The organism is Hymenobacter saemangeumensis (assembly GCF_039541835.1).
Taxonomy (GTDB): Bacteria; Bacteroidota; Bacteroidia; order Cytophagales; family Hymenobacteraceae; genus Hymenobacter; species Hymenobacter saemangeumensis.
Genome location: NZ_BAABGZ010000013.1, coordinates 176,290 through 197,165 on the forward strand (window position 1 = coordinate 176,290; position 20,876 = coordinate 197,165).

Sequence of the window (20,876 nt, forward strand, 5' to 3'; positions counted from 1 at the left end):
GGTCGCACAAACCTTATTTAAGCTCGTCTTTATTTGTTCAAAAGACCTGCTGTTCAGTAATAAAAGGTACAAAACCGGGCTATTCAACGGTTGTGCCGCTCGCCTAAATTCTAATGCTCGACGCCCACCGCACCCAGGTCTCCTCGCCAGTCAAATTCTTCCTTCTCGCGCTGTTTGTCATTCTCATCGACCAGCTCTCGAAGTGGGCCGTGCACACCTACATGCAGCCCGGCCTGGCGGGGGAGATTCACCTTATCGGCGACTGGGCCAAGCTGCACTACACGCTCAACCCCGGCATGGCCTTCGGCGTGGAGCTGCCCGCGCCCTACGGCAAAATCATTCTGACCAGCTTTCGCCTGCTGGCCATGTTCGGCATCGGCTACTACATCGTGAAGCTCTGGCGCCAGCACTCGCCTACCGGCCTCATCTGGTGCGTGGCCCTGATTCTGGGCGGCGCCGTGGGCAACCTCATCGACTCGATTTTCTACGGCATTATCTACCGTAACGCCCCGTTTGGTGCGCCCACGCCCTGGTTTCACGGCCAGGTGATTGACATGCTTTACCTCGACCTCTACGAAGGCTTTCTGCCCCACAACTGGCCGCTGGTAGGAGGGAAGTACGTGTCGCTGTGGCCCATCTTCAACATCGCCGACTCCTCCATTTTCATCGGCGTGGTGCTTATTCTGCTTAATCAGAGCAAGTTTTTCCAGCACGAGGAAGAGAAGAAAGCTACTATGCCGGCTCCCGTGGAGTCTACTTCGCTGGAGTCGCCGGCGCTGGAAGGGCCCGATTCTGAGAAGCTGGCCTGATAAAGCCTCTAAACCAGAACGTCATGCTGAGCGCAGTCGAAGCATCTCTACCGCTTCATCAGATCGGCTGAGAATATTGAATAAACGCTAATTGCGAATCATGCCAGAGAATGAAAGCCCTGCAATTAGCCGGATAATTAATCATGAGATTATCCTTCAGCATTTTGGTTATTGGCCGGATTTTCATGATGCTGAAATCACGAAAGTCATTTTTGAGACGCATCCAACAGGAAGGTATTCAATCGCCTTTCTCATAGATGCTTTTGAAATGACAAAGGAGATTGATGAAAGAGGCTACTACAAGTTAAGTAAGCATTGTACTGTCGAGCTCCAATTTATAGGCATCCAAAGCTTAAATTTTGAGGGGTTTAGCTTTCAAAACGTCATTTTCGATTTAGTATTTGAAGAAAGCGGAGACAGCATTGAGTGCCGACTTAGCTCTTCAAATGGATTGGAGGCTGCAATAATTGCTGAAGAGGTATTTGTATTAAGCTTGACCCCTACGAAGCGGTAGAGATGCTTCGACTTCGCTCAGCATGACGTTCTTGCGTACTCCAAACCTGCTCTATTTCCTGGCTTAACTGCTTCCCGTGTCCCACCCGCTTCTCTCAGTTCAAAACCTCACCATCGACTTTGCTTCCCACCGCGGCAATACCCGCGCCGTGGACGGCATCTCGTTTGAGCTGAACCGGGGCGAGACGCTGGCGATAGTAGGGGAGTCGGGCTCGGGAAAATCGGTGACTTCCCTGGCCTTGCTGGGCCTCATTCCCATGCCGCCCGGGCAGCTGGCCAGCGGGCAGGCCCGGTTTCAAAGCGAGCTGCTGGGCGAAGTCGACTTGCTGAAGCTGACGGAAAAGGACCTGCGCAAGGTGCGCGGCAACGACATCAGCATGATTTTCCAGGAGCCCATGACCTCGCTGAATCCGGTGCACACCTGCGGCAGCCAAGTGGTGGAGGCCCTGCGCCTGCACACCGCGCTCAGCGAAAAGGAAGCCAAAGCCCGCACCATCGAGCTGTTCACCGAAGCCCAGCTTCCGCGGCCGGAAAGCATTTTTACCAGCTACCCCCACGAAATCAGCGGCGGGCAGAAGCAGCGCGTCATGATTGCCATGGCCATGGCCTGCCGTCCGGCTCTGCTCATTGCCGACGAGCCCACCACGGCCCTCGACGTAACCGTGCAGGCCCGCATGCTGCGCCTGATTGATGATTTGCGCCGGCAGCACAACACCGCCGTGCTCTTCATCACCCACGACCTGGGCGTAGTGGCCGAGGTGGCCGACCGCATTCTGGTGATGTACCGCGGTAAGGTAGTGGAGCAGGGCAAGGTGCTGGATATTTTCTCCAATCCCCAGCATCCCTACACCAAAGGCCTGCTGGCCTGCCGCCCGCGCCTTTCCGTAGGCAAAAAACGCCTCCCAGTAGTAGCCGATTTCATGCGGGAAGACGTCGGCGGCCAGCTGCTGGCCCAGCCCGAGCCCACGCTACCCCTGCCAAATGAAGCAGTTGCAGAATCCTCGCCCGATGTGGAGAATCTGCAGTTACATAATTTTGGCGAAACCACCAAAAGGTTCCCCGTGGAACATGGCGTGGAACATCAAACCCCACCCCCAGCCCCACCCCCGGCCCCTCCCCTGAAGGGAGGGGAGCCACTCCCGGAAGTTCTCACGTCAGGCTCCCCCTCCCTGCAGGGGAGGGGGCCGGGGGGTGGGGCTGGTGCGCTGCTCGAAGTCCAGAACCTCCAAGTTCATTTCCCCATCCGCAAGGGCTTTTTCCTGCGGGCCAAGGAATACGTGAAGGCCGTCGACGACGTCAGCTTCACGCTTTATCCCGGCGAAACCATCGGGCTGGTGGGGGAGTCGGGCTGCGGTAAAACTACCCTGGGCCGGGCCCTGCTGCGCCTGACGGAACCAACCGGGGGCCGCATCCTGTTCGAGGGAACCGACCTGGCCAGGCTGCCGGCCTCTGACCTGCGCCGCCGTCGGCGCGAGCTGCAGCTGGTATTCCAGGACCCCTACGCGGCCCTCAACCCCATGCTGACGGTGGGCGAGGCCATCTGGGAACCCATGCGCGTGCACAACGTGGGTGGCAGCCGCACCGAGCAAAAGGCCCGGGTGCTGGAGCTGCTGCGCACGGTGGGTTTGCGCGAGGAGCATTTTCAGCGCTACCCGCACGAGTTCAGCGGGGGGCAGCGGCAGCGCATCTGCATTGCGCGGGCGCTGGCCCTGCAGCCCAAGCTGATTGTGTGCGACGAGTCGGTGTCGGCCCTCGACGTGTCGGTGCAGGCCCAGGTGCTGAACCTGCTCAACGACCTCAAGCGCGAGTTCGGCATCACCTACCTTTTCATCACGCACGACCTTTCCGTGGCCCGGTTTATGAGCGACCGGCTGCTGGTCATGCACCAGGGCCGCATCGTGGAAAGCGGCCCCGCAGCGGAGATTTATGCTAATCCGCAGCACGAATACACCCAAGGCCTGCTGGCTGCCATTCCCAAAGACAGCCTCGCCGACATCGAGGCCGCCGTTGCCAGCCGGGCCTAACGCTGTAGCGTGGACTCTGTGAGTCCGCGCTATTAAGAACGACGGCCATATCGTTCATCCGCGCGGACTCGCCGAGTCCGCGCTACAACCTCCCGGCCTGCCTATCGTTTCTATGAGCGATACCGGCCTGCCGGTACTCAACATTTTCCGCCCGCCGCCCGCGACAATTCACTTATCGGCGGCACACCTAGTACATGAATACCCCTAACCAACCCAAGCCTGCCCGCGCCAAGCGCGAACGGCCCGAACCAGAACCCCTAACCAAAGACCAGGTCTTCCGCGTCTTTTCCGAGAATCCCACCAAAGTGCTGGCTTACCGCCAGCTTTCCCGCCGCCTGGGTGTCACCACCAAGCAGCAGCGCGAGGAAGTGTTCAGTCACCTCAAGACCCTACGTGGTACCGGCGTCATTACGCTGCTTCAGAACGACGAATACCGCCTGACCGACCCCACAGCCCTGCAGCTGGCTACAACGCCCGCCAGCAGCCGAAAAACGGGCCGAAACGCCGCTTCTCCGGGCGCCCGTCCCAATGCCCGGCCTATTGAGACTGAGTTTGGGCAAGGCCCTATCGTACACCGCCGCCGCTCGGCTGGCTTCGACCATCCCGGCGACGACTCCCGGCCCCGTAGCAGCGGCAACACCTTCATCGGTACCGTCGACCTGGCTACGCCCAACTTCGCCTTCGTGGTGCCCGAGGGTGGGGGCGACGATGTGCGCGTATTCACCGACCAGCTGAAGTTTGCCCTGCAGGGCGACGTAGTGCGGGTGAAGATGCGCGGCGTGCGCGACGGCCGCCCCGTCGGCGATGTGGTGGAAGTGCTCAAGCGCCAGCGGCCCGAAATCGTCGGCCGCCTGCAGGTGCACGGCTCCGTGGGCTTCGTGAAAGCCGACAACCGCAAAGTGTACTTCGATGTGTTTGTGGCGCCGCACAACCTGAACGAGTCCCGCGATGGCGATAAGGTGCTGGTGAAGATTACCGAGTTTCCGGACGACTTCGGCCGGCAGCCGGAGGGCGAGGTCATCCGCAACTTCGGCCCCGCCGGTGGGCATGAAGCCGAGATAAACGCCATCATGGCCGAGTTCGGCCTGCCCTTCGAGTTTCCCGAAGCGGTGGAGCAGGAGTCGGAAGCTATTCCCGACGTCATCTCCGAAGAGGAGATTGCCAGGCGCCGCGACTTCCGCCCCATCACCACCTTCACCATCGACCCAGCCGATGCCAAGGACTTCGACGATGCCCTGTCCGTGCGCAAGCTCGACAACGGGCACTGGGAGGTGGGCGTGCACATCGCCGACGTCACCCACTACGTGCGCCTCGGCACCGAGCTGGAGCGCGAGGGCAAGCACCGCGCAACGTCGGTTTACCTCGTCGACCGCGTGATTCCGATGCTGCCCGAGCGCCTGTCGAATGGCCTGTGCTCGCTGCGCCCCCACGAAGACAAGCTGACCTTCTCGGCCGTGTTTGAGCTGGACGAGGAAGGCAAGCTCTACGACTCCTGGTTTGGCAAAACCATCATTCACTCCGACCGCCGCTTTGCCTACGAGGAAGCCCAGGAGCGTATCGAAACCAAGGAGGGCGACTATGCCGAGGAAGTCAACCTTCTTAACGACATGGCCAAGAAGATTTGCGCCGCCCGTTTCCGCAACGGCGCCATCAGCTTCGAAACCCAGGAGGTGAAGTTCAAGCTCGACGAGAATGGCAAGCCGCTCGGCGTGTACGTGAAGGAGCGCAAGGATGCCCACCGCATGATTGAGGAATTCATGCTGCTGGCCAACCGCAAGGTGGCCGAGTTTGTGTTCCACAAGAAGAAGGTGAAGCCCCGCCTAACCATGGTGTACCGCACCCACGACGCGCCCGAGGCCGACCGCCTGGAGAACTTCGCCATCTTCGCCAAGAAGTTCGGCTACAACCTCAACCTGAACAACCCGAAAAAGCTCAGCACCGAGCTCAACGACCTCAGCGAGGCCGTGGTGGGCAAGCCCGAGCAGAACGTGATTCAGGGCCTGGCCATCCGCACCATGGCCAAGGCCATCTACACCACCGAGCCCCTGGGCCACTTCGGCCTGGCCTTCGACCACTACTCCCACTTCACATCGCCCATCCGCCGCTACCCCGACATGATGGCCCACCGCCTGCTGGAGCACTACCTCAACGGCGGCAAAAACGTGGACCCCGACCCCGTGGAAGAAGAGTGCAAGCACTCCTCGGCCCGCGAAAAGCTCGCGGCCAACGCCGAGCGGGCCAGCATCAAGTACAAGCAGGTGGAGTTCATGACCGACGAAATCGGCAACACCTTCAAGGGCGTGGTGTCGGGCTTCAACGAGCGCGGCATGTACATCGAAATCGAGGAAAACAAGTGCGAAGGCATGGTGCGGCTGAGCGACATTCCCGGCGACACCTTCGAGCTCGACAAGGACAACTACCGCATCGTGGGCCGCGGCACCAAGCGCATCATCCAGTTTGGCGACGTGATGGAAGTGGTGGTGAAGTCGGCCAACCTGCTCGACCGCACCATCGACTTCGACCTCGTCGACAACCGCCCCGACCACGTGAAGCGCCGCGAAGCCGAGGAGAAACGCGCCCGCCGCGACGAGCCCCGCGGCTACCGGCCCGGTCAGGAAAAAGGCGGCCGCCCCGAGCGCGGTGGCAAGTCGGAGCGTGGCGGCGGTAAGCCCAAGCGCCGGTAGAAGACAGCTGGCAAAGCCTGTCATTGCGAGCGGAGCGAAGCAATCCGTCCTGTTCTCAGCGACCAGCTTAAAGATGTGAAAAGCCCCAACGCCAGTAATGGCATTGGGGCTTTTTTATTCATCATCTCTCATTGTCTTCTGAGTGCTAGAGGACGGATTGCTTCGTGCTTATTCCTCGCAATGACACGTCTTTTTACGCCTGTCAGAACAATTGCTCACTGCTCACTGCTAACTGTTCACTGAATACCCGCCGTACCTTGCCGCCCGAAATGACCCCTGCTGAATTCTCCCCGCTTATTTCCGCCGCTCTCGCCAAGCTCGACTATGGACAGTCGCCCACCGAGCTCTACGAACCCATTCGCTACATCATGGGCCTGGGCGGCAAGCGCATCCGGCCCCTGCTTACCCTGCTCGGCGCCCACCTTTTCACCGACGACCTGGGCCCGGCCATCAAGCCCGCGCTGGCCACCGAAGTATTCCACAACTTCACCCTGCTGCACGACGACATCATGGACCAGGCCCCGCTGCGGCGCGGCCAGCCCACGGTGCACGAGAAGTGGAACGCCAACGTGGCCATCCTTAGCGGCGACGTGATGCTGGTGCGGGCCTACGAGCTGTTCTTCGACCTGAGCCCCGCCCTGCTGCCTACCGTGCTGCGCCGCTTCAGCCAGACGGCCGCCGAGGTGTGCGAAGGCCAGCAGTGGGACATGAACTTCGAGAAAGACGCCGAGGTCAGCATTCCGCGCTACCTCGACATGATTCGTCTGAAAACAGCCGTGCTGCTGGGCTTCTGCCTGGAGCTGGGCGCCCGCGTGGCCGGCGCCTCCGAGGAAGATGCCGAGCACCTGCGGCAGTTCGGCACTGACATTGGCCTGGCCTTTCAGCTGCGCGACGACCTGCTCGACGTGTACGGCGACGCTGCCACCTTCGGCAAGCGGGTAGGGGGCGACATCGTATCCGACAAGAAGACCTTTCTGCTGCTCACCGCCCAGGCCCAGGCCAGCCCCAGCCAGCAGCTCATCCTGCGCCAGCACATCGGCCAGCCCGTGCCCGATGCGGAAGCCAAGGTGCAGGCCGTGCGCGCCATCTACGACGAGCTTCATATTCGCCCCCAGACGGAGGCTCTTATCAACGGCTACTTCCAGGATGCTTTGCAGCACCTGGAGCGCGTGGCGGCCCTGCCAGCGCGCAAGGAGCCGCTGCGGCAGCTGGCCCTGCAGCTGATGGAGCGCGAAAGCTAGGCTGGCCGGGGCGCGCAGCCCGAGGGCAGTGGCAGGCAGCGGCTGAGTGGGTGGGCAAAAGTTGCAGCATTCATCCCCCGATTTCGTTTGCCGCTGAGTAAGCCGCGCACCGTGTGCTGCCCGGCAGCTGCTTGCCGGCCCAGCTTTCCTGGCTCCGTACTTTTCACTTTCCTCCTCCAAATCTCTGCTTCGTGCTCAATCCCGTTCTTGTTCTTATCGGCCTCACGGTCGCCATCTCCGTCTACGCCTGGTCGAATCAGCAGCTGATGGACTCCTGGATTCTGCGGCCCTACCGCATGGCCCGCGACCAAAGCCAGTGGTACCGCTTCCTGACCTGCGGCTTTCTGCACGCCGACTGGATGCACCTGCTTTTTAACATGATTGCCTTTTTCTCGTTTGGCAGCCTGGTGCTGCGGGCCTACTGCTTTGGCCTGCCAGGGACAGAGGTCGAAGGCTTTGGCAGCAGCGGGGGCGTGTGGCGCTTTCTGCTGCTCTACCTCGGCGGCATCATCGTGTCGAGCATACCCAGCTACTTCCGCCACCGCGACGACCGGCACTACGGCAGCCTGGGGGCCTCGGGCGGGGTAGCGGCCGTGCTGTTTGCCGGAACGCTGTTTGCCCCCACCAGCAAAATCTACCTGATGTTTATCCCGGTGGGCATTCCCGCCTTCATTTTTGGCTTCCTCTACCTCATCTACTCCTATTACCAGGGCCGGCGCGGTGGCGACAATATCAACCACGACGCGCACTTCTACGGGGCGCTGTTTGGCGTGCTCATTACCCTGCTGCTGCAGCCCAACGTGCTGCCGGTATTCCTGGCAGGGGTGCAGGGGTACAAGTTTAACTAACTGAAAAACAACGAATTATACTAAATATATTATCATTTTAAATGATTTTGCGTAAAGGAGCAGACATCTTTCACACCTTCTCCTTTCCAACATCATGTACCGCCTTCCCACCTTTCTCACGCGTTTGCCTTCGCTTTCGCTACTGCTGAGTGCCTGCACCGCCCTCTTCCTTACGGCCTGCTCTGGCCGCCGCAACGACGGCTCGCTTACCATCTTCGGCGTTCTTTATCTGATTGTTGCCATTGCGGCCGTTATCAGCCTTATCAAGCAAGACTGGTCTATCGGTAAGAAAATAATCTGGGGCCTTATCATCTGGTTCTTTCCCTTCATTGGCTCCATTATCTACTTCATGTTCTCCGGAAGGAAGTAATTCCGCTTGCATTCAAACGAAAAGCCCCGACCAGCTACTGGTCGGGGCTTTTCGTTTTCGGGCCTCGTAAGCTTCGGCTTAGTTAAGCAGCCGGCGCTTTTCCAGGCGAACGGCCTGGCTCAGCAGCTCGCCGGCATTGGTTACCTGCGTCATCTGCCAGTGGTCGCCGCGGCGGCGCATCTTCACCTCTACTACCATGGTGGTGTCGTACTTGGGCTGCGATACTTCGATGCCTACAAAAGCATTGTCGCCCTCCTCCCGGGTGTACTTGATGCCCTTGAATTCACTGTCGGGGTTCACTACTTTGCTAGCCAGCCCAGTCAGGGAGATGTTCACCAGGCGCTTGGGCGCAGCCTCGGCAGCGGCCTGCAGGGAGCCGGTTTCCACGTAGCGCTGCACCTCCTTGTGGGCCGCCTTGGCCAGGGTAGGCTTGAGCAGCTTGAGGGTACCGGCCACGGCCAGCTGCCCGCCAGGAATGAGCGAGGTTATGGCCGAGCCCTGGCCGGCAATGTCGTTCACGAGGTTGTTTGTGACGCTGGTCACATCCACGTATTTCTCGAAGGTGGCCATGTCGTGCGTCTGTACTGCAGCTGCAGCCTGAGCAAGGGCTCCACTAGGGCCATTCTTCAAGCTTTGGTAGTAGTAATAACCGCCGGCAGCCAGGGCCAGCAGCAGCACGAGAAGCAATAATTTTTTCATGTGGGCTTGTACAAAAAAGATGTGCGGCAAAAATACCCTAATCTGTCGGCTTCACTCATTCTCGCCCATAGTTCGGCTTTGCCAGCTCTCTTCAGACAAAGCGGCGGATAAGCCTTCGCTGAATACCGGCCCTGTTTGTCCATCATTCCAGGCTTAGCCAGCCACCTCCGTAATGAGGCTGGGCAGCTGTTTAGGAAGTCTAAAATTTACCTACAGGCCGTCATGCTGAGCGCAGCCGAAGCATCTCTACCACGAGAGTAAATCCAATCAATATGGAATTACTGCCGCGGGCAAGATGCTTCGGCTGCGCTCAGCATGACGTTCTAATGGCTTCCTGAACAGGTTCTAGGTCAGGAATAGCAAGCAGTTAATTTACGGGCAGTGGTTATTCTTTTTTGTAAGTGCTGCTAAGCTGGCAAGGCCCCTCCCAGGGAGGCCGCTGCCGATTCTGCAACATGAGCCTCGGCTTTGCTCCATTGCTTCGCATCAGGGCCACGCACTCCTTTGTTTTAAGGCAACTCAAACGGGCCTGGTGCTATTCCTTGCGTCCTGGCCCCGTATATCTCATTCAAATAGTCAACCTGGGCCTTCTCACCTGCTCCTATGGCATCTAATCCTACGTTTCCGCCTTCCCGCCCTTTGGTGCACGGGCACCGCGGCTGCCGCGGCCTGCGTCCCGAAAATACCCTGCCGGCCTTTCTGCACGCGCTGCAGCTGGGCGTCGACGTCCTGGAGCTCGACGTAGTGCTGTCGGCCGACGGGCAGGTGGTGGTTTCGCACGAGCCCTGGTTTTCGGCCGCTTTCTGCCTTACCCCGGCCGGTGAGCGCATTGCCCCGGGCCAGGAGCAGCAGCACAACCTGTACCAGCTCAGCTACGACGTCATTCGCCGCTACGACTGTGGGCAGCTGCAGCACCCGGGCTTTCCTCAGCAGCAAGCGCAGCCGGCTTACAAGCCCTTGTTGCGCGAGGTGCTGGCGAGCGTGGAAGCCGCCGCCCAGCAGCTGGGCCGCCCGCCGGTAGCCTATTCGGTGGAGGTGAAAAGCGCCCCGGAGTTCGACAACGTCTTTCAGCCCGAGCCGACCGTGTTCCTGCCCCTGGTACTGGTCGAGCTGCAGGCCGCGCAGGTAATGGCGCGCAGTACCCTGCTCTCCTTCGACCTGCGCATCCTGCAGCTCTCGCAGCTGCTGTCGCCCTCGCTGCCTACCTGCCTGCTCACCGAAACTGCTGAGCCCTGGCCGCGCACCATACAGCGCCTGGGCTTTGTGCCGGCCGTGCTCGGCCCCGACTTCACCCTGGCCAGCCCGGCAGCCATTGCCGAGCTTCGGGCGCTGCATCCCACAGTAAGCGTGGTGCCCTGGACTGTAAACGAAGCAGAGGATTTACAGCGCGTCCTGGGCTGGGGCGTGGAGGGTATTACAACCGACTACCCCGACCGGCTCTTACGGCTACTCGCTGGTTGATTCACCTTCTGTACACTTCGTGCTTGTCGCATCATTCCCTCTTTCTACCGCGGGGTAGGGGAGGGGATTTCTTTTTGGCCCCTGCTGCCTGCTTGCACTGCTTTCTGTGTGTTACGTAACTGTGCTTTACGTATTCTGGTCTTTACGTAACAGGACGGCGTTTTGTAATAAGGTGTAACTGTAACTTTGATGTAAAAGGAATGTTTGTAACACGCGTTACAAAGTGTAATTGTAACTGTTTTTTCACGAACAAATTTGTTTTGTTCGCTTACATGATACATCTTTGTCCTCCCTACCCGTAACACCGTATTCATGCCACATCAGGGCGAAATCCTGCAGGAAGCCATCAAAAACAGCGGTATTTCCATCACGCGTATCGTGGAGGAGATGGGTATTACACGTCCGACTATTTATCGTAAATTCAAAGAAGATACAATTGACTACAATTTCGTAAAGCGTATCGGTGATATTATCGGACACGACTTTTCACAGGACTTTACAACTGTACAACAATCCACTCTTCCGTTCGTAACACCTGTACAAAAAAGTACTGTTACACATCCTGTAACACCGCGTGTAACATCTCCGCAAGCTGCTGATATGGACCTTTCTAAGCAGCTGATGGCCCTTCAGACGAAGTACATTGCCCTGCTGGAGGCCTACAATGAGCTACTGTTGAAAGTGTATGGGCCGAGGTAACAAAAATGTTCCACGTGAAACATTTTTGTCCGCTTTACGTGAGTCGAGATGCCTGTAACAAGGCAGTCGGGAATGATTCAGAAGGGCAATAAGTAGGGGGCTTTCAGAATTAAGAGAGGTGCTCTGGAAGTAAGTCACCACAGCAGAGGGGAGCTTGACAAGGGAGGCGTAGGTAGGCCCAGCAGCCAGACATGAGGCGGTACCGTCGACAAGCAACCCTGGTTAAATTGCTGGCTGATTCCGGGAAAGCAGGCGAAGTAAGGCAGTGGTAGGCAAGCCAAGGCCTTTCAAAAGTCCGGATAATCCACAGCTGAAAAAGCTGCCCATAAAGGATGTCTCCAGCTAGAGGTGGTGAGCTTCCAACATGCTTGCCAGCTCAACAATCCCAGGGCAAAGCGAAGCTAGCTGAAGATGCACAAGCTCGCCGGCTTCAATTGAAGCCAGGCACAAGAAGGCCGGAAAGGACAAAAAGCAGGTAAAGGCGGGCGGGGGCTGGAAAGGGGAGGAGGCTACAGAAAGATGACTTCCTTCACTACCACTTCACCCACCTCGGCATTGATAAGCTCGGCTACGCGGGTCTTGGCCATCACCAGCTCGTGCTTTAGCGGGGCTGAGCTGAGGCGCACAAAAAGCCGGCCTTGGTTGACATATACTTCCTGGGTTTTGAGGGCAACTGCCTTGCCCATTACCCGCTCCCAGCTGCTCACCACTGTTACCTCATTGAGCTTGCCCCGGAGGCGGTAGGCTTTTACCAGGGCCTCCAATCCTTCCTTCAGCGGTATGATATCGCCCTGTCGGGAAGCAATGGGGGAGGAGGGTTTTTTCACGGAGATGCGGTAAAATAATGCGCGTAGGGCCAACTGCCCGGCAGGAGCAAAGGTTTCAGGAATAGGAAAAAGACCCGTGCGAAATGGAGGTGTTTTCCTGTTGCAAAGGTAGCCAGAGGCGGGGCTTAAACCGGCGCTACGCTGCCCTGTTGCACCCGGAAGCGCAGGATGTCGCTGCTTACGCGGGCCAGGGCTTGGTCGGTTCGCTGCAGGTTGGTATCGGTAAGAAACACCTGGCCAAAGGTGTCGTTGGCCACCAGCTCCAGCAAGCGGGCAATGCGCTTGTCGTCGAGCCGGTCGAAGATGTCGTCGAGCAGGAGCAGGGGCTTGTGCTGCTGCCGGGAAGCGAGCAGCTCAAACTGGGCCAGCTTAAGGGCAATGGCAAAGGACTTCTGCTGGCCCTGGGAAGCATAGCTCTTCACGGGCAGCTCATCCATCAGAAACACAAAGTCGTCGCGGTGGGGGCCGGTGGTGCTGCGTTGCAGGGCAAAGTCGCGCCGCTCATTGGCCCGCAGCAGCTGGGCAAAGTCGGCCCCCGGCAACTGGCTTTTGTAGCTTACCAGTACCTGCTCCCGCCCATCGGCCAGCTGCTCGTAATGACGCCGGAACACCGGGGCAAAGTCGACCAGGAAGGTGGCGCGCAGCTCGGACAGCTGCTGCCCCAGGGGAGCCAGCTGCTCGTCGAGGGCCAGCAGGTAGTCGCGGTCGAAACCGTGGCTACGGTCGCCGGCCTGCTTGAGTACGGCGTTGCGCTGCCGGAGCAAGGCGTTGTACATGATGAGCAGCTCCAGGAACTCGTGGTCGAGCTGGGCCATGAGGCTGTCGAAGTACTTGCGACGTTCTTCGCTCCCCTGCCGAATCAGGTCGGTGTCGTAGGGAGAAATCAGCACCGCCGGGTAGCGGCCGATGTGGTCGGCCATGCGCTCGTAGGGCTGCTTGTCGTGGGTAAGTGCCTTTTTCTGCCCGCTGCGCAGGCTAACCTGAATAGTTTCCCCGGCAGGGGCTAATTCGGAGGTAAATTTTCCCTTAACTACAAAAAAATCAGCGCCTTGCTTAATGCTTTGACTGTCCGAAGTGGTGAATGCGCTCTTAGTCAGCGACAAATAGTGAATGGCGTCGAGTAGGTTGGTTTTCCCACTGCCATTGTCGCCGATAAAGCAGTTGATGCCGGGAGACAGGCGCAAGGAGGCCTCGTCGTAATTCTTAAAAAACAGCAACTGAAGGGAGTCGAGCGTCATGAGGTTCGGTATTGCCAGCAGTTTTACGTAATTTCGCCCTCCCAACGCGAAATCCAATTCAGTGCTATGGCGGATACGAAAGTAAAAGCTGCTTCTAATACACCGGCTCCATCCAAGGGCAAAGGCAAGAAAAACCAGGCTACCGGTGTAGAAACCGTGACCCAGCCCGACCCCGTGCTGCCCGGTACCGACCAGCCGCAGGCCGCCGCCCCGGTGGGTGCCAAGGCAACCCCCACCGCCAACCCGACCTTCCCCAAGGAAACCTACCTGCGTTGGTATGAGCAGATGCAGCTCATGCGCAAGTTTGAGGACAAAGCCGGGCAGCTGTACGGACAGCAGAAGATTAAAGGTTTCTGCCACCTCTACATCGGGCAGGAAGCCTGCGTGGCCGGAGCCGTGTCGGCGCTGGAAGAAGGCGACAAGTACATCACCGCCTACCGCGACCACGCCCACCCGCTGGCCTTGGGCACGTCGCCCAATGCCATCATGGCCGAGCTGTTTGCCAAAGCCACCGGCTGCTCGAAAGGCAAGGGCGGCTCCATGCACATCTTCGACAAGAGCGTAAACTTCATCGGCGGCCACGGCATCGTGGGCGGGCAGGTGCCTTTGGGTGCCGGCATCGCCTTTGCCGAGAAGTACAACAAAACCGGCAAGCTCTGCATCTGCTACATGGGCGACGGCGCCGTGCGCCAGGGCGCCCTGCACGAGGCCTTCAACATGGCCATGCTGTGGAAGCTGCCGGTCATCTTCGTAATTGAAAACAACGGCTACGCCATGGGTACCTCGGTACAGCGCACCTCCAACGTGACGGAGCTGTACACCCTGGGCGAAAGCTACGACATGCCCTCGGAGCCCGTGAATGCCATGCGCGTGGAAGACGTGCACGAGGCCGTGGCCCGCGCCGCCGAGCGCGCCCGCAGCGGCGAAGGCCCCACGCTGCTGGAGTTCAAAACCTACCGCTACAAGGGCCACTCCATGAGCGACCCGGCCAAGTACCGCACCAAGGAAGAGCTGGAAGAGTACCGCAACCAGGACTCCATCGAGGCCGTGCGCCACACCATCCTGAGCAACCAGATGGCGACCGAGGAAGACCTGGCCGCCATTGATGAGCGCATCAAGGCCCAGGTAGCGGAGTCGGTGGAGTTTGCCGAGAGCTCGCCTTATCCCACGCCCGACGAGCTGTACAAGGACGTGTACGTGCAGGGCGACTATCCTTATATCCACGACTAAAAACATATGCCGGGAGCACGAAGCAGGGACCTAAAAAAGAAGTCCACCTGTTTCACGACCTCAGAATTCCCGCTCCCCACCCTTCGCTTCAAGCTTCTAAAACATAATGTCTAAGATTCCCTACACTGGCAAAAGCCAGCAGGCCCGCCAGGGGCAACAGACCGTTCAGCAGGTTCCCGCCGACCCGCTGGCACCCGCCGAGAACCTTCCGGCCGAAAACCCGCTGCTCGAAGACCCGGACGCGCTGGCTGCCCGCCTGGCCGAGTCGGAGGAGTTTGTGCGCAAGAACCGCAACCTGCTGCTGGGAGCACTGGCAGTGCTGGTGCTGGCTATTGTAGGGGGCTTCGGCTACTACACCTGGCGCAACCAGCAGGACACGAAAGCCCAGGCGGCCATGTTCCAGGCCGTAAACTACTGGGAAGCTGACTCGCTGAAGCAGGCCGTGAAGGGCGATGGCAAGGCCCCCGGCCTCACCACCATCGCCAATGACTACAGCGGCACCAAGGCGGCCAATCTGGCCAACTTCTACGCCGGCGTGGCAGCCCTCAAGCAAGGCAACTTCAAAGAGGCCCTCGACTACCTCGAAGACTTTAGCTCCAACGACTACCTGGTGCAAAGCCGCGCCTACGCCCTGATGGGTGACGCCCAGCTGGAGCTGAACAAGCCCAAGGAAGCCGCCGACCTCTACGCCAAGGCCGCCGACCACAATGCCAACGAGTATTTCTCGCCGGGCTACCTGCTGAAGGAAGCCACGGCCCGCGAGCTGGCCAAAGACAGCGAAGGTGCCCTGAAAGCATACAACCGCATCATTGAGGAGTATCCGCTGGCCCAGGAAGTAGGCGAAGCCCGCCAGTTTAAAGCCCGCCTCGAAGGCAGCAAGTAATTACGTTTCCAACTTGTCATCCCGAGCCCAGCGAAGGACCTTATCACGAAAGAACGAGCGACGTTCGATTGCGGTAAGGTCCTTCGTTTTGCTCGGGATGATGCTTTTTACCACAATCCATGGCAACTGCCCTGCAAAACCTGAGCGACTACGACTCCTCCAACTTTATTGACATCAGCGACAAGCGCTTTGGCCTGGTAGTGGCCGAGTGGAACCGCGAGATAACCGATGTGCTGAGCCAGGGAGCCTACGAGACCCTGATAAAGCACGGGGCAGTAGAGAAAAACATTTACCGCAACACCGTGCCCGGCAGCTTCGAGCTCACGCTGGGGGCGCAGCTGCTGGCCCAGCACGAGGAGATGGACGCCGTCATCTGCCTGGGTGTCGTGATTCAGGGCGAAACCAAGCACGACGACTACATCTGCCACGCCGTGGCGCAGGGCATCACCCAGGTGGGCCTGAAGTATAACAAGCCGGTTATTTTTGGGCTGGTGACCACCAACACCCTGGAGCAGGCCTGGGACCGGGCCGGCGGCAAGCACGGCAACAAAGGCGTGGAAGCGGCGGTGGCGGCCATCCAAATGCTGGGCTTTTAAGACAGAGTGGCGAAAGCGCGCCAAAAGGCTTAACTTTGTGGCCGCAAAATCATGCAGCCGGCTGATTTAGTCAGATAAAGCCTGATTTGCCTTTGTGCAGGCAAGCTCCAGGGAAGAAATTGCTACCCAACTCTTTGGAGACAGCCGGCCGCCCTTCAACGCAACTAACGTATCCCACCATCCAATGAACGACGAAAACGTACGCTATTCCCGGGAGGACCTTAACGAGTTCGACCAGATTATTCAGGAGAAACTGGCGGCGGCCCGCAAGGAGCTGGCGTTCATCAAAGAAACCTTGAACCGCAGCGGCGAGTCGGGTACCGACACCACTGCCTCGTCGGCTAAGGTGCTGGAAGATGGCGCCGATACGGCCGAGAAGGAAAGCATGAACCAGCTGGCCTCGCGCCAGATGAAGTTTATCCAGCAGCTGGAAAACGCTCAGGTGCGCATCAAAAACGGCACCTACGGCGTGTGCATCGGCACGGGCAAGCTCATTCCCAAGGAGCGCCTGCGGGCCGTGCCCCACACCCAGCACTCCATCGAAGCCAAGATGGCTCGTCGCGACTAGTCGCCCTGGCTGATTCGGAGCCCGAACCTGCGGGCTGGCACCTTGGTAGCCGGCTGGTGGGTTCGGGCTTTTGGTTTCTTCGGGCTGCCGAGAACCAAAGTGGCTGCCGGCGTGTAAACAGGAGGCCAGCACTCCGGGCTGTATCGCCGGCTAGCTTGCAGGCCTCCATCACTTTCTCGGCGCAAGCTGGACTGGCTACATCAGCCGCACCCTTACTAGTTTAACAAGCAAGAACCAACACCAGTACCGTAGCGATACGGCACGCAACATCTCTCCCCATGGGCAAGAAGCATTTCTCAGATAATAAATCGGACCGTCGCGGCGGTCGCAACGCCGGTGGCCCCGGCAGCTTTGGGCGCGACAATGACCGGGGCAGCTACTCGGGCTCCCGGCCCGAAGCCGGACGCCCGGCTACCAACGGCGCCTTCGGCCGGCCCAGCGGGCCCTATGGCGGCGGGAAGAAGTTTGGAAGCCAGGGAGAGAAACGCAGCTTTAGCGGCCCCCGCCCCGACGGCTACGCTGGCCGTGAACAAGGCGGTGGCCGCTCGTTTGAGCGCCCGTACGAGCGGCGCGACGACCGGCCCCGCCCAGGCAAGGAGCAGCGCACGGGTACCAGCTACGGCCGTAGCACCAGCCAGCCGGAGCGTCGCAGCTTCGAGCCCCGCGACGAGCGCCCCATCCGCGAGTACCAGCCCAAGGAAAACTGGCCCGGCCAGCCGTACCGCCGCGAGGGCGAGAAGGCCGTGCCGCGCGGCAACCCGGGCGAGCGCAACCGCAAGTTTCAAAAGCAGAACCCCAACGAGCGCAACGAAAGCACTGGCAGCCGCGGTGGCGACGGCTTTGGCCGCAGCACGCCCCGCGAGGCCAACGACTACCAGCGCCGCGACGAAACCGGCCCCGGCCGGCCCATCCGCCCGGCACGCCCGTTCTCGGCCGAGCCGCCCCAGCCGCGCGAAGAGCGTCGTGGATTCAACCGCGATGACCAGGAAGACCGTGAGGCCTTCGGCCACAAGTTTACGCCGGGGGCCTTTGGCAAGCGCGAAAGCTTCAACCCCCGCAGCCGCGAGGACCGGCCTACCGGCCGTACCTCTCGCGAGCGGCCGGCTCCCGGCAGCTTTGCCGAGCGCCGGGAGGCCATGAAAGCCCAGGAGCGCAGCGTGCGCCGCTCCGGCACCGCCTACGGCAGCGGCACCCGCGACAAAGCGCCGGTGCAAAGCAACCGCGCCGACAAGCCCCGCTACGGCGAGGTACCCGGTGAGGCGCCCGACTACAAAAACCTCAAGCACTACGAAAACGACAAAACCCGCGGCAACAAGCGCCGCCGGGAAGATGCCGATTTTGGCGGCGACGAGCTGCGCCTGAACCGCTACATTGCCAACGCGGGCATCTGCTCGCGCCGGGAAGCCGACGCGCTGATTGCCGCCGGGGAAATCCGGGTAAATGGCGAAGTGGTGACCGAGATGGGCTACAAAGTGCAGCCCACCGACACCGTGCAGTACGGCAAAACCAACCTCAACCGTGAGAAGCTGGTGTACGTGCTGCTGAACAAGCCCAAGGACTTCATCACCACCACCGAAGACCCGGAAGGGCGCCGCACGGTGATGGACCTGGTGGCGGGTGCTTCCAAGGAGCGCATCTTCCCGGTGGGCCGCCTCGACCGCAACACCACCGGCCTGCTGCTGTTCACCAACGATGGGGAAGTGGCGCAGAAGCTGTCGCACCCTTCGCATATGAACAAGAAAATCTACCAGGTGGAGCTCAGCAAGCCCCTCACGGAAGACCACCTGCGTCAGATTGCTGAGGGCCTGGAGCTGGAAGACGGCAAGGCGGTTGTGGACGACGTAGCCGTAGTGGCCGGTAACCCGCACTTCGTGGGCATTGAGATTCACATTGGCCGCAACCGCATTGTGCGCCGCATCTTCGAGCACCTGGGCTACGAAGTAGTGGCCCTGGACCGGGTGCAGTACGCCGGCATCACGAAGAAAGACCTGCCCCGCGGCAAGTGGCGCTTCCTGACCGAGCAGGAGGTAATTCGCCTGAAGTACTTCATGTAGGGAGCGAAAAAAGACGAATGAGGAATGAAAGCTGCCACAGCAGGTATTCATTCCTCATTCGTCTTTTCGCCTTTATCAATGCAAGCATGCATACCCTGGCCCTGGATATTGGGAATACAGCCGTAAAAGCCGGCTGCTTCGATGGCCCGCACCTGCGGAAGATGGCAGCGGGGCTGTCGGGTGCCGAGGTAGTAGACCTGGTGAGGCATTGGCAGCCCAGGCACGTCGTGGTGTCGTCGGTTGCGCAGGAGGCGGCACTCACGGTGCAGGAGCTGCAGGCCCTGGTGCCGGGCCGAATCCTGGCCTTTAACCCAGCTACCACGGCCCTGCCGCTGCAAAATGCCTACGCCACGCCCCACACGCTGGGAGCCGACCGGCTGGCCGCTGCGGTAGGGGCCTGGTACCTGCGGCCGGGGCGGGCAACGGTTATCGTGGATGCGGGCACGGCCCTGAAGCTGGACCTGGTAAGCGCCGACGGCACCTTTCGCGGCGGCAGCATTGCGCCCGGCCTGCAGCTGCGGCTGAAGGCCCTGCATCATTTCACGGGCCGCCTGCCGATGCTGGAGCTGCCGGCGCCCCATGCAACGGTTTCCCTTACCGGCGACTCCACTCAGGGAGCCATGCTGAGCGGGGTGGTTAACGGCGCCGTGGCCGAAATCCAAGGCCTGCTGGCCAGCTACCGCCGGCAGCAGCCCGGCCTGGGCGTGCTGCTGACCGGCGGCGACGCCGGGTTTCTGGCTCCCCGGCTGTCGGCTCGTATCTTTGTCGTTCCCGAGCTTGTGCTGCTTGGGCTAAATCGGATTTTAGCGTATAATGTTGAAGAATAAGGAAGTGAAAGGCGTGCTGCTGCTGGCGGTTTCCAGCCTGCTGGCAGGCGGCGTGCAGGCCCAGGGCCTGGGCAACTCACCCTACTCGCGTTTGGGCCTGGGCGAGTTCAATGCCAACACCGGCGGCGTGCGCCAAATGGGCATGGGCGGCGTTGGCCTGGCTGCCCCCAACTCGACGAATGTGAACGAGTTGAACCCGGCAATGCTGTACTTCACCAGCCGTACGAGTTTTGAAGCCGGCTATACGGGGCAGTATAAGACCGTGAAAAACGCTTCTTCCCAGAACCGGACCGGCAGTGCTACCCTGGGGTATATGGCCCTGGCCGTGCCGCTGAGCACAAAATGGGGTGCCGTGGTTGGCCTGAAGCCCCTGAGTGCCGTCGACTACGAGTCGAACGTGGTGCAGGCGGTGGTAGGAGCCACCGATGGTGCCCAGGTGCTGAAGCAGTACCAGGGTACTGGCGGCGTGTCGGAGGCCTACTTTGCCCAGGGCATACAGCTGACCAAAAGCCTGGCCATTGGGGGCACGGCGTCCTACATCTTTGGCACCGTTGACGAAACCACGGGCACGGCCATTCAGACCGGCAGCGGCAGCACGAGCACCAAGGTGGTAGAGCGCGACCACACGCGCTACTCCGATTTCGCATTTCGGGCGGCGGCGCATTATCGCCAAAAGGTCAACGAAAAGCTGTTCGTGAATGCGGCCGGGGTGTACTCTTTTGGTACAAATCTGCGCGGCGACCGCCGCACCACCCAGGAGCGGCAGGATATAAACGGCGCCATTCTGGGGCAGCCCATCGAAACGGTGAATGGCCCCGGCAGCAGCGTGCTGCCGTCGCTGTGGCAGGCCGGCCTGAGCATCGACAATGGCCGCAACGTGAGTGTCAGCCTGGATGTGGCCCGGCAGGAGTGGTCGAAGTTTCAAAGCTTTGGAGCCCGTGATTTTGCCTTGGACAACACCTTCCGCGCCGGCCTGGGCACGGAGATAGTGCCCGACCCGGGCTCGGTAGAGCATTACTTCCGGCGGGTAAGCTACCGGGCCGGCATCAGCATGGCCCAGCTGCCCTACCGCCCCGGCGGGCAAACCCTGTACGACCGCGCAGTAAGCTGGGGCTTTGGCTTTCCCCTGCCTACCGGCTCACCGCTGGAGGCCACCACGCTCAGCCTGGCCTTTACGTATGGCATCCGCGGCAACACCGACCGGCTGAGCAGCGGGAGCAGCAACGTGCAGGAAACCTACATCAAAGGGCAGCTGGGGGTGACGCTGAACAACCGCTGGTTTATCAAGCGGCGCTTGCAATAATC

The 20,876-nt window shown here is 60.1% G+C and carries 19 protein-coding genes; 16 read left to right on the forward strand and 3 right to left on the reverse strand.

Going from position 1 to position 20,876, the window contains the following annotated elements; all coding sequences use genetic code 11:
* Positions 1-113: 113 nt before the first annotated feature.
* From ABD919_RS05145 to ABD919_RS05175, 7 genes are all read left to right on the forward strand, one after another.
* Positions 114-809 carry a lipoprotein signal peptidase gene (locus tag ABD919_RS05145; RefSeq protein ID WP_345234431.1) on the forward strand — a complete coding sequence of 232 codons (696 nt, stop codon included), beginning with the start codon at positions 114-116 and terminating at the stop codon, positions 807-809.
* Positions 810-909: 100 nt separating this feature from the next.
* Positions 910-1,323, forward strand: a complete 414-nt coding sequence (locus ABD919_RS05150; protein ID WP_345234433.1) for an Imm50 family immunity protein — start codon at positions 910-912, stop codon at positions 1,321-1,323.
* A 76-nt stretch (positions 1,324-1,399) separates the two neighbouring features.
* On the forward strand, positions 1,400-3,346 hold the full coding sequence (locus ABD919_RS05155) for an ABC transporter ATP-binding protein (RefSeq protein ID WP_345234434.1): 1,947 nt from the start codon (positions 1,400-1,402) through the stop codon (positions 3,344-3,346).
* Positions 3,347-3,540: 194 nt separating this feature from the next.
* Complete coding sequence (gene rnr, locus ABD919_RS05160; protein ID WP_345234435.1) at positions 3,541-6,030, forward strand: ribonuclease R; 2,490 nt, start codon at positions 3,541-3,543, stop codon at positions 6,028-6,030.
* 269 nt (positions 6,031-6,299) lie between these two features.
* The gene (locus tag ABD919_RS05165) at positions 6,300-7,271 is read left to right on the forward strand and encodes a polyprenyl synthetase family protein (RefSeq protein WP_345234436.1); all 972 of its coding nucleotides are present in this window, start codon (positions 6,300-6,302) and stop codon (positions 7,269-7,271) included.
* Between the two features lie 191 nt (positions 7,272-7,462).
* On the forward strand, positions 7,463-8,119 hold the full coding sequence (locus ABD919_RS05170; protein ID WP_345234437.1) for a rhomboid family intramembrane serine protease: 657 nt from the start codon (positions 7,463-7,465) through the stop codon (positions 8,117-8,119).
* Positions 8,120-8,213: 94 nt separating this feature from the next.
* Positions 8,214-8,489: a PLD nuclease N-terminal domain-containing protein gene (locus ABD919_RS05175; protein ID WP_345234439.1), complete on the forward strand. Its 276-nt coding sequence runs from the start codon at positions 8,214-8,216 to the stop codon at positions 8,487-8,489.
* A 78-nt stretch (positions 8,490-8,567) separates the two neighbouring features.
* On the opposite strand, the gene ABD919_RS05180 is transcribed toward ABD919_RS05175, so the two are convergent.
* Positions 8,568-9,188, reverse strand: a complete 621-nt coding sequence (locus tag ABD919_RS05180; protein ID WP_345234441.1) for a hypothetical protein — start codon at positions 9,186-9,188, stop codon at positions 8,568-8,570.
* Between the two features lie 603 nt (positions 9,189-9,791).
* Here ABD919_RS05180 and ABD919_RS05185 point away from each other — a divergent pair.
* Entirely contained in the window at positions 9,792-10,649 is an 858-nt protein-coding gene (locus tag ABD919_RS05185; protein WP_345234443.1) for a glycerophosphodiester phosphodiesterase family protein, read from the forward strand.
* A 312-nt stretch (positions 10,650-10,961) separates the two neighbouring features.
* Positions 10,962-11,348 carry a helix-turn-helix domain-containing protein gene (locus ABD919_RS05190; RefSeq protein WP_345234445.1) on the forward strand — a complete coding sequence of 129 codons (387 nt, stop codon included), beginning with the start codon at positions 10,962-10,964 and terminating at the stop codon, positions 11,346-11,348.
* A gap of 509 nt (positions 11,349-11,857) precedes the next feature.
* Here the strand turns inward: ABD919_RS05190 and ABD919_RS05195 are convergent.
* Together ABD919_RS05195 and recF are read right to left on the reverse strand one after the other, a co-directional pair.
* The gene (locus ABD919_RS05195; RefSeq protein ID WP_345234447.1) at positions 11,858-12,175 is read right to left on the reverse strand and encodes a DciA family protein; all 318 of its coding nucleotides are present in this window, start codon (positions 12,173-12,175) and stop codon (positions 11,858-11,860) included.
* 125 nt (positions 12,176-12,300) lie between these two features.
* The gene (gene recF, locus ABD919_RS05200) at positions 12,301-13,413 is read right to left on the reverse strand and encodes a DNA replication/repair protein RecF (RefSeq protein WP_345234449.1); all 1,113 of its coding nucleotides are present in this window, start codon (positions 13,411-13,413) and stop codon (positions 12,301-12,303) included.
* A gap of 66 nt (positions 13,414-13,479) precedes the next feature.
* On the opposite strand from recF, the gene pdhA reads away from it, so the two are divergent.
* From pdhA to bamG, 7 genes are all read left to right on the forward strand, one after another.
* Positions 13,480-14,643 (forward strand): pyruvate dehydrogenase (acetyl-transferring) E1 component subunit alpha, encoded by a 1,164-nt coding sequence (gene pdhA, locus ABD919_RS05205; RefSeq protein WP_345234451.1) that lies wholly within the window; start codon positions 13,480-13,482, stop codon positions 14,641-14,643.
* Positions 14,644-14,749: 106 nt separating this feature from the next.
* Positions 14,750-15,526 (forward strand): tetratricopeptide repeat protein, encoded by a 777-nt coding sequence (locus tag ABD919_RS05210; protein WP_345234453.1) that lies wholly within the window; start codon positions 14,750-14,752, stop codon positions 15,524-15,526.
* A 119-nt stretch (positions 15,527-15,645) separates the two neighbouring features.
* Positions 15,646-16,122 (forward strand): 6,7-dimethyl-8-ribityllumazine synthase, encoded by a 477-nt coding sequence (gene ribH / locus ABD919_RS05215; RefSeq protein ID WP_345234455.1) that lies wholly within the window; start codon positions 15,646-15,648, stop codon positions 16,120-16,122.
* Between the two features lie 184 nt (positions 16,123-16,306).
* Complete coding sequence (locus ABD919_RS05220; protein WP_345234457.1) at positions 16,307-16,690, forward strand: TraR/DksA family transcriptional regulator; 384 nt, start codon at positions 16,307-16,309, stop codon at positions 16,688-16,690.
* 278 nt (positions 16,691-16,968) lie between these two features.
* Positions 16,969-18,744 (forward strand): pseudouridine synthase, encoded by a 1,776-nt coding sequence (locus ABD919_RS05225; protein WP_345234458.1) that lies wholly within the window; start codon positions 16,969-16,971, stop codon positions 18,742-18,744.
* Between the two features lie 86 nt (positions 18,745-18,830).
* A complete protein-coding gene (locus tag ABD919_RS05230; RefSeq protein WP_345234460.1) occupies positions 18,831-19,571 on the forward strand; it encodes a type III pantothenate kinase in 741 nt (246 codons plus the stop codon).
* On the forward strand, positions 19,558-20,874 hold the full coding sequence (gene bamG / locus ABD919_RS05235; RefSeq protein WP_345234462.1) for a BamG family beta-barrel-assembly machinery protein: 1,317 nt from the start codon (positions 19,558-19,560) through the stop codon (positions 20,872-20,874). Before ABD919_RS05230 ends, bamG begins: the two co-directional genes overlap by 14 nt.
* Positions 20,875-20,876 lie beyond the last annotated feature (2 nt).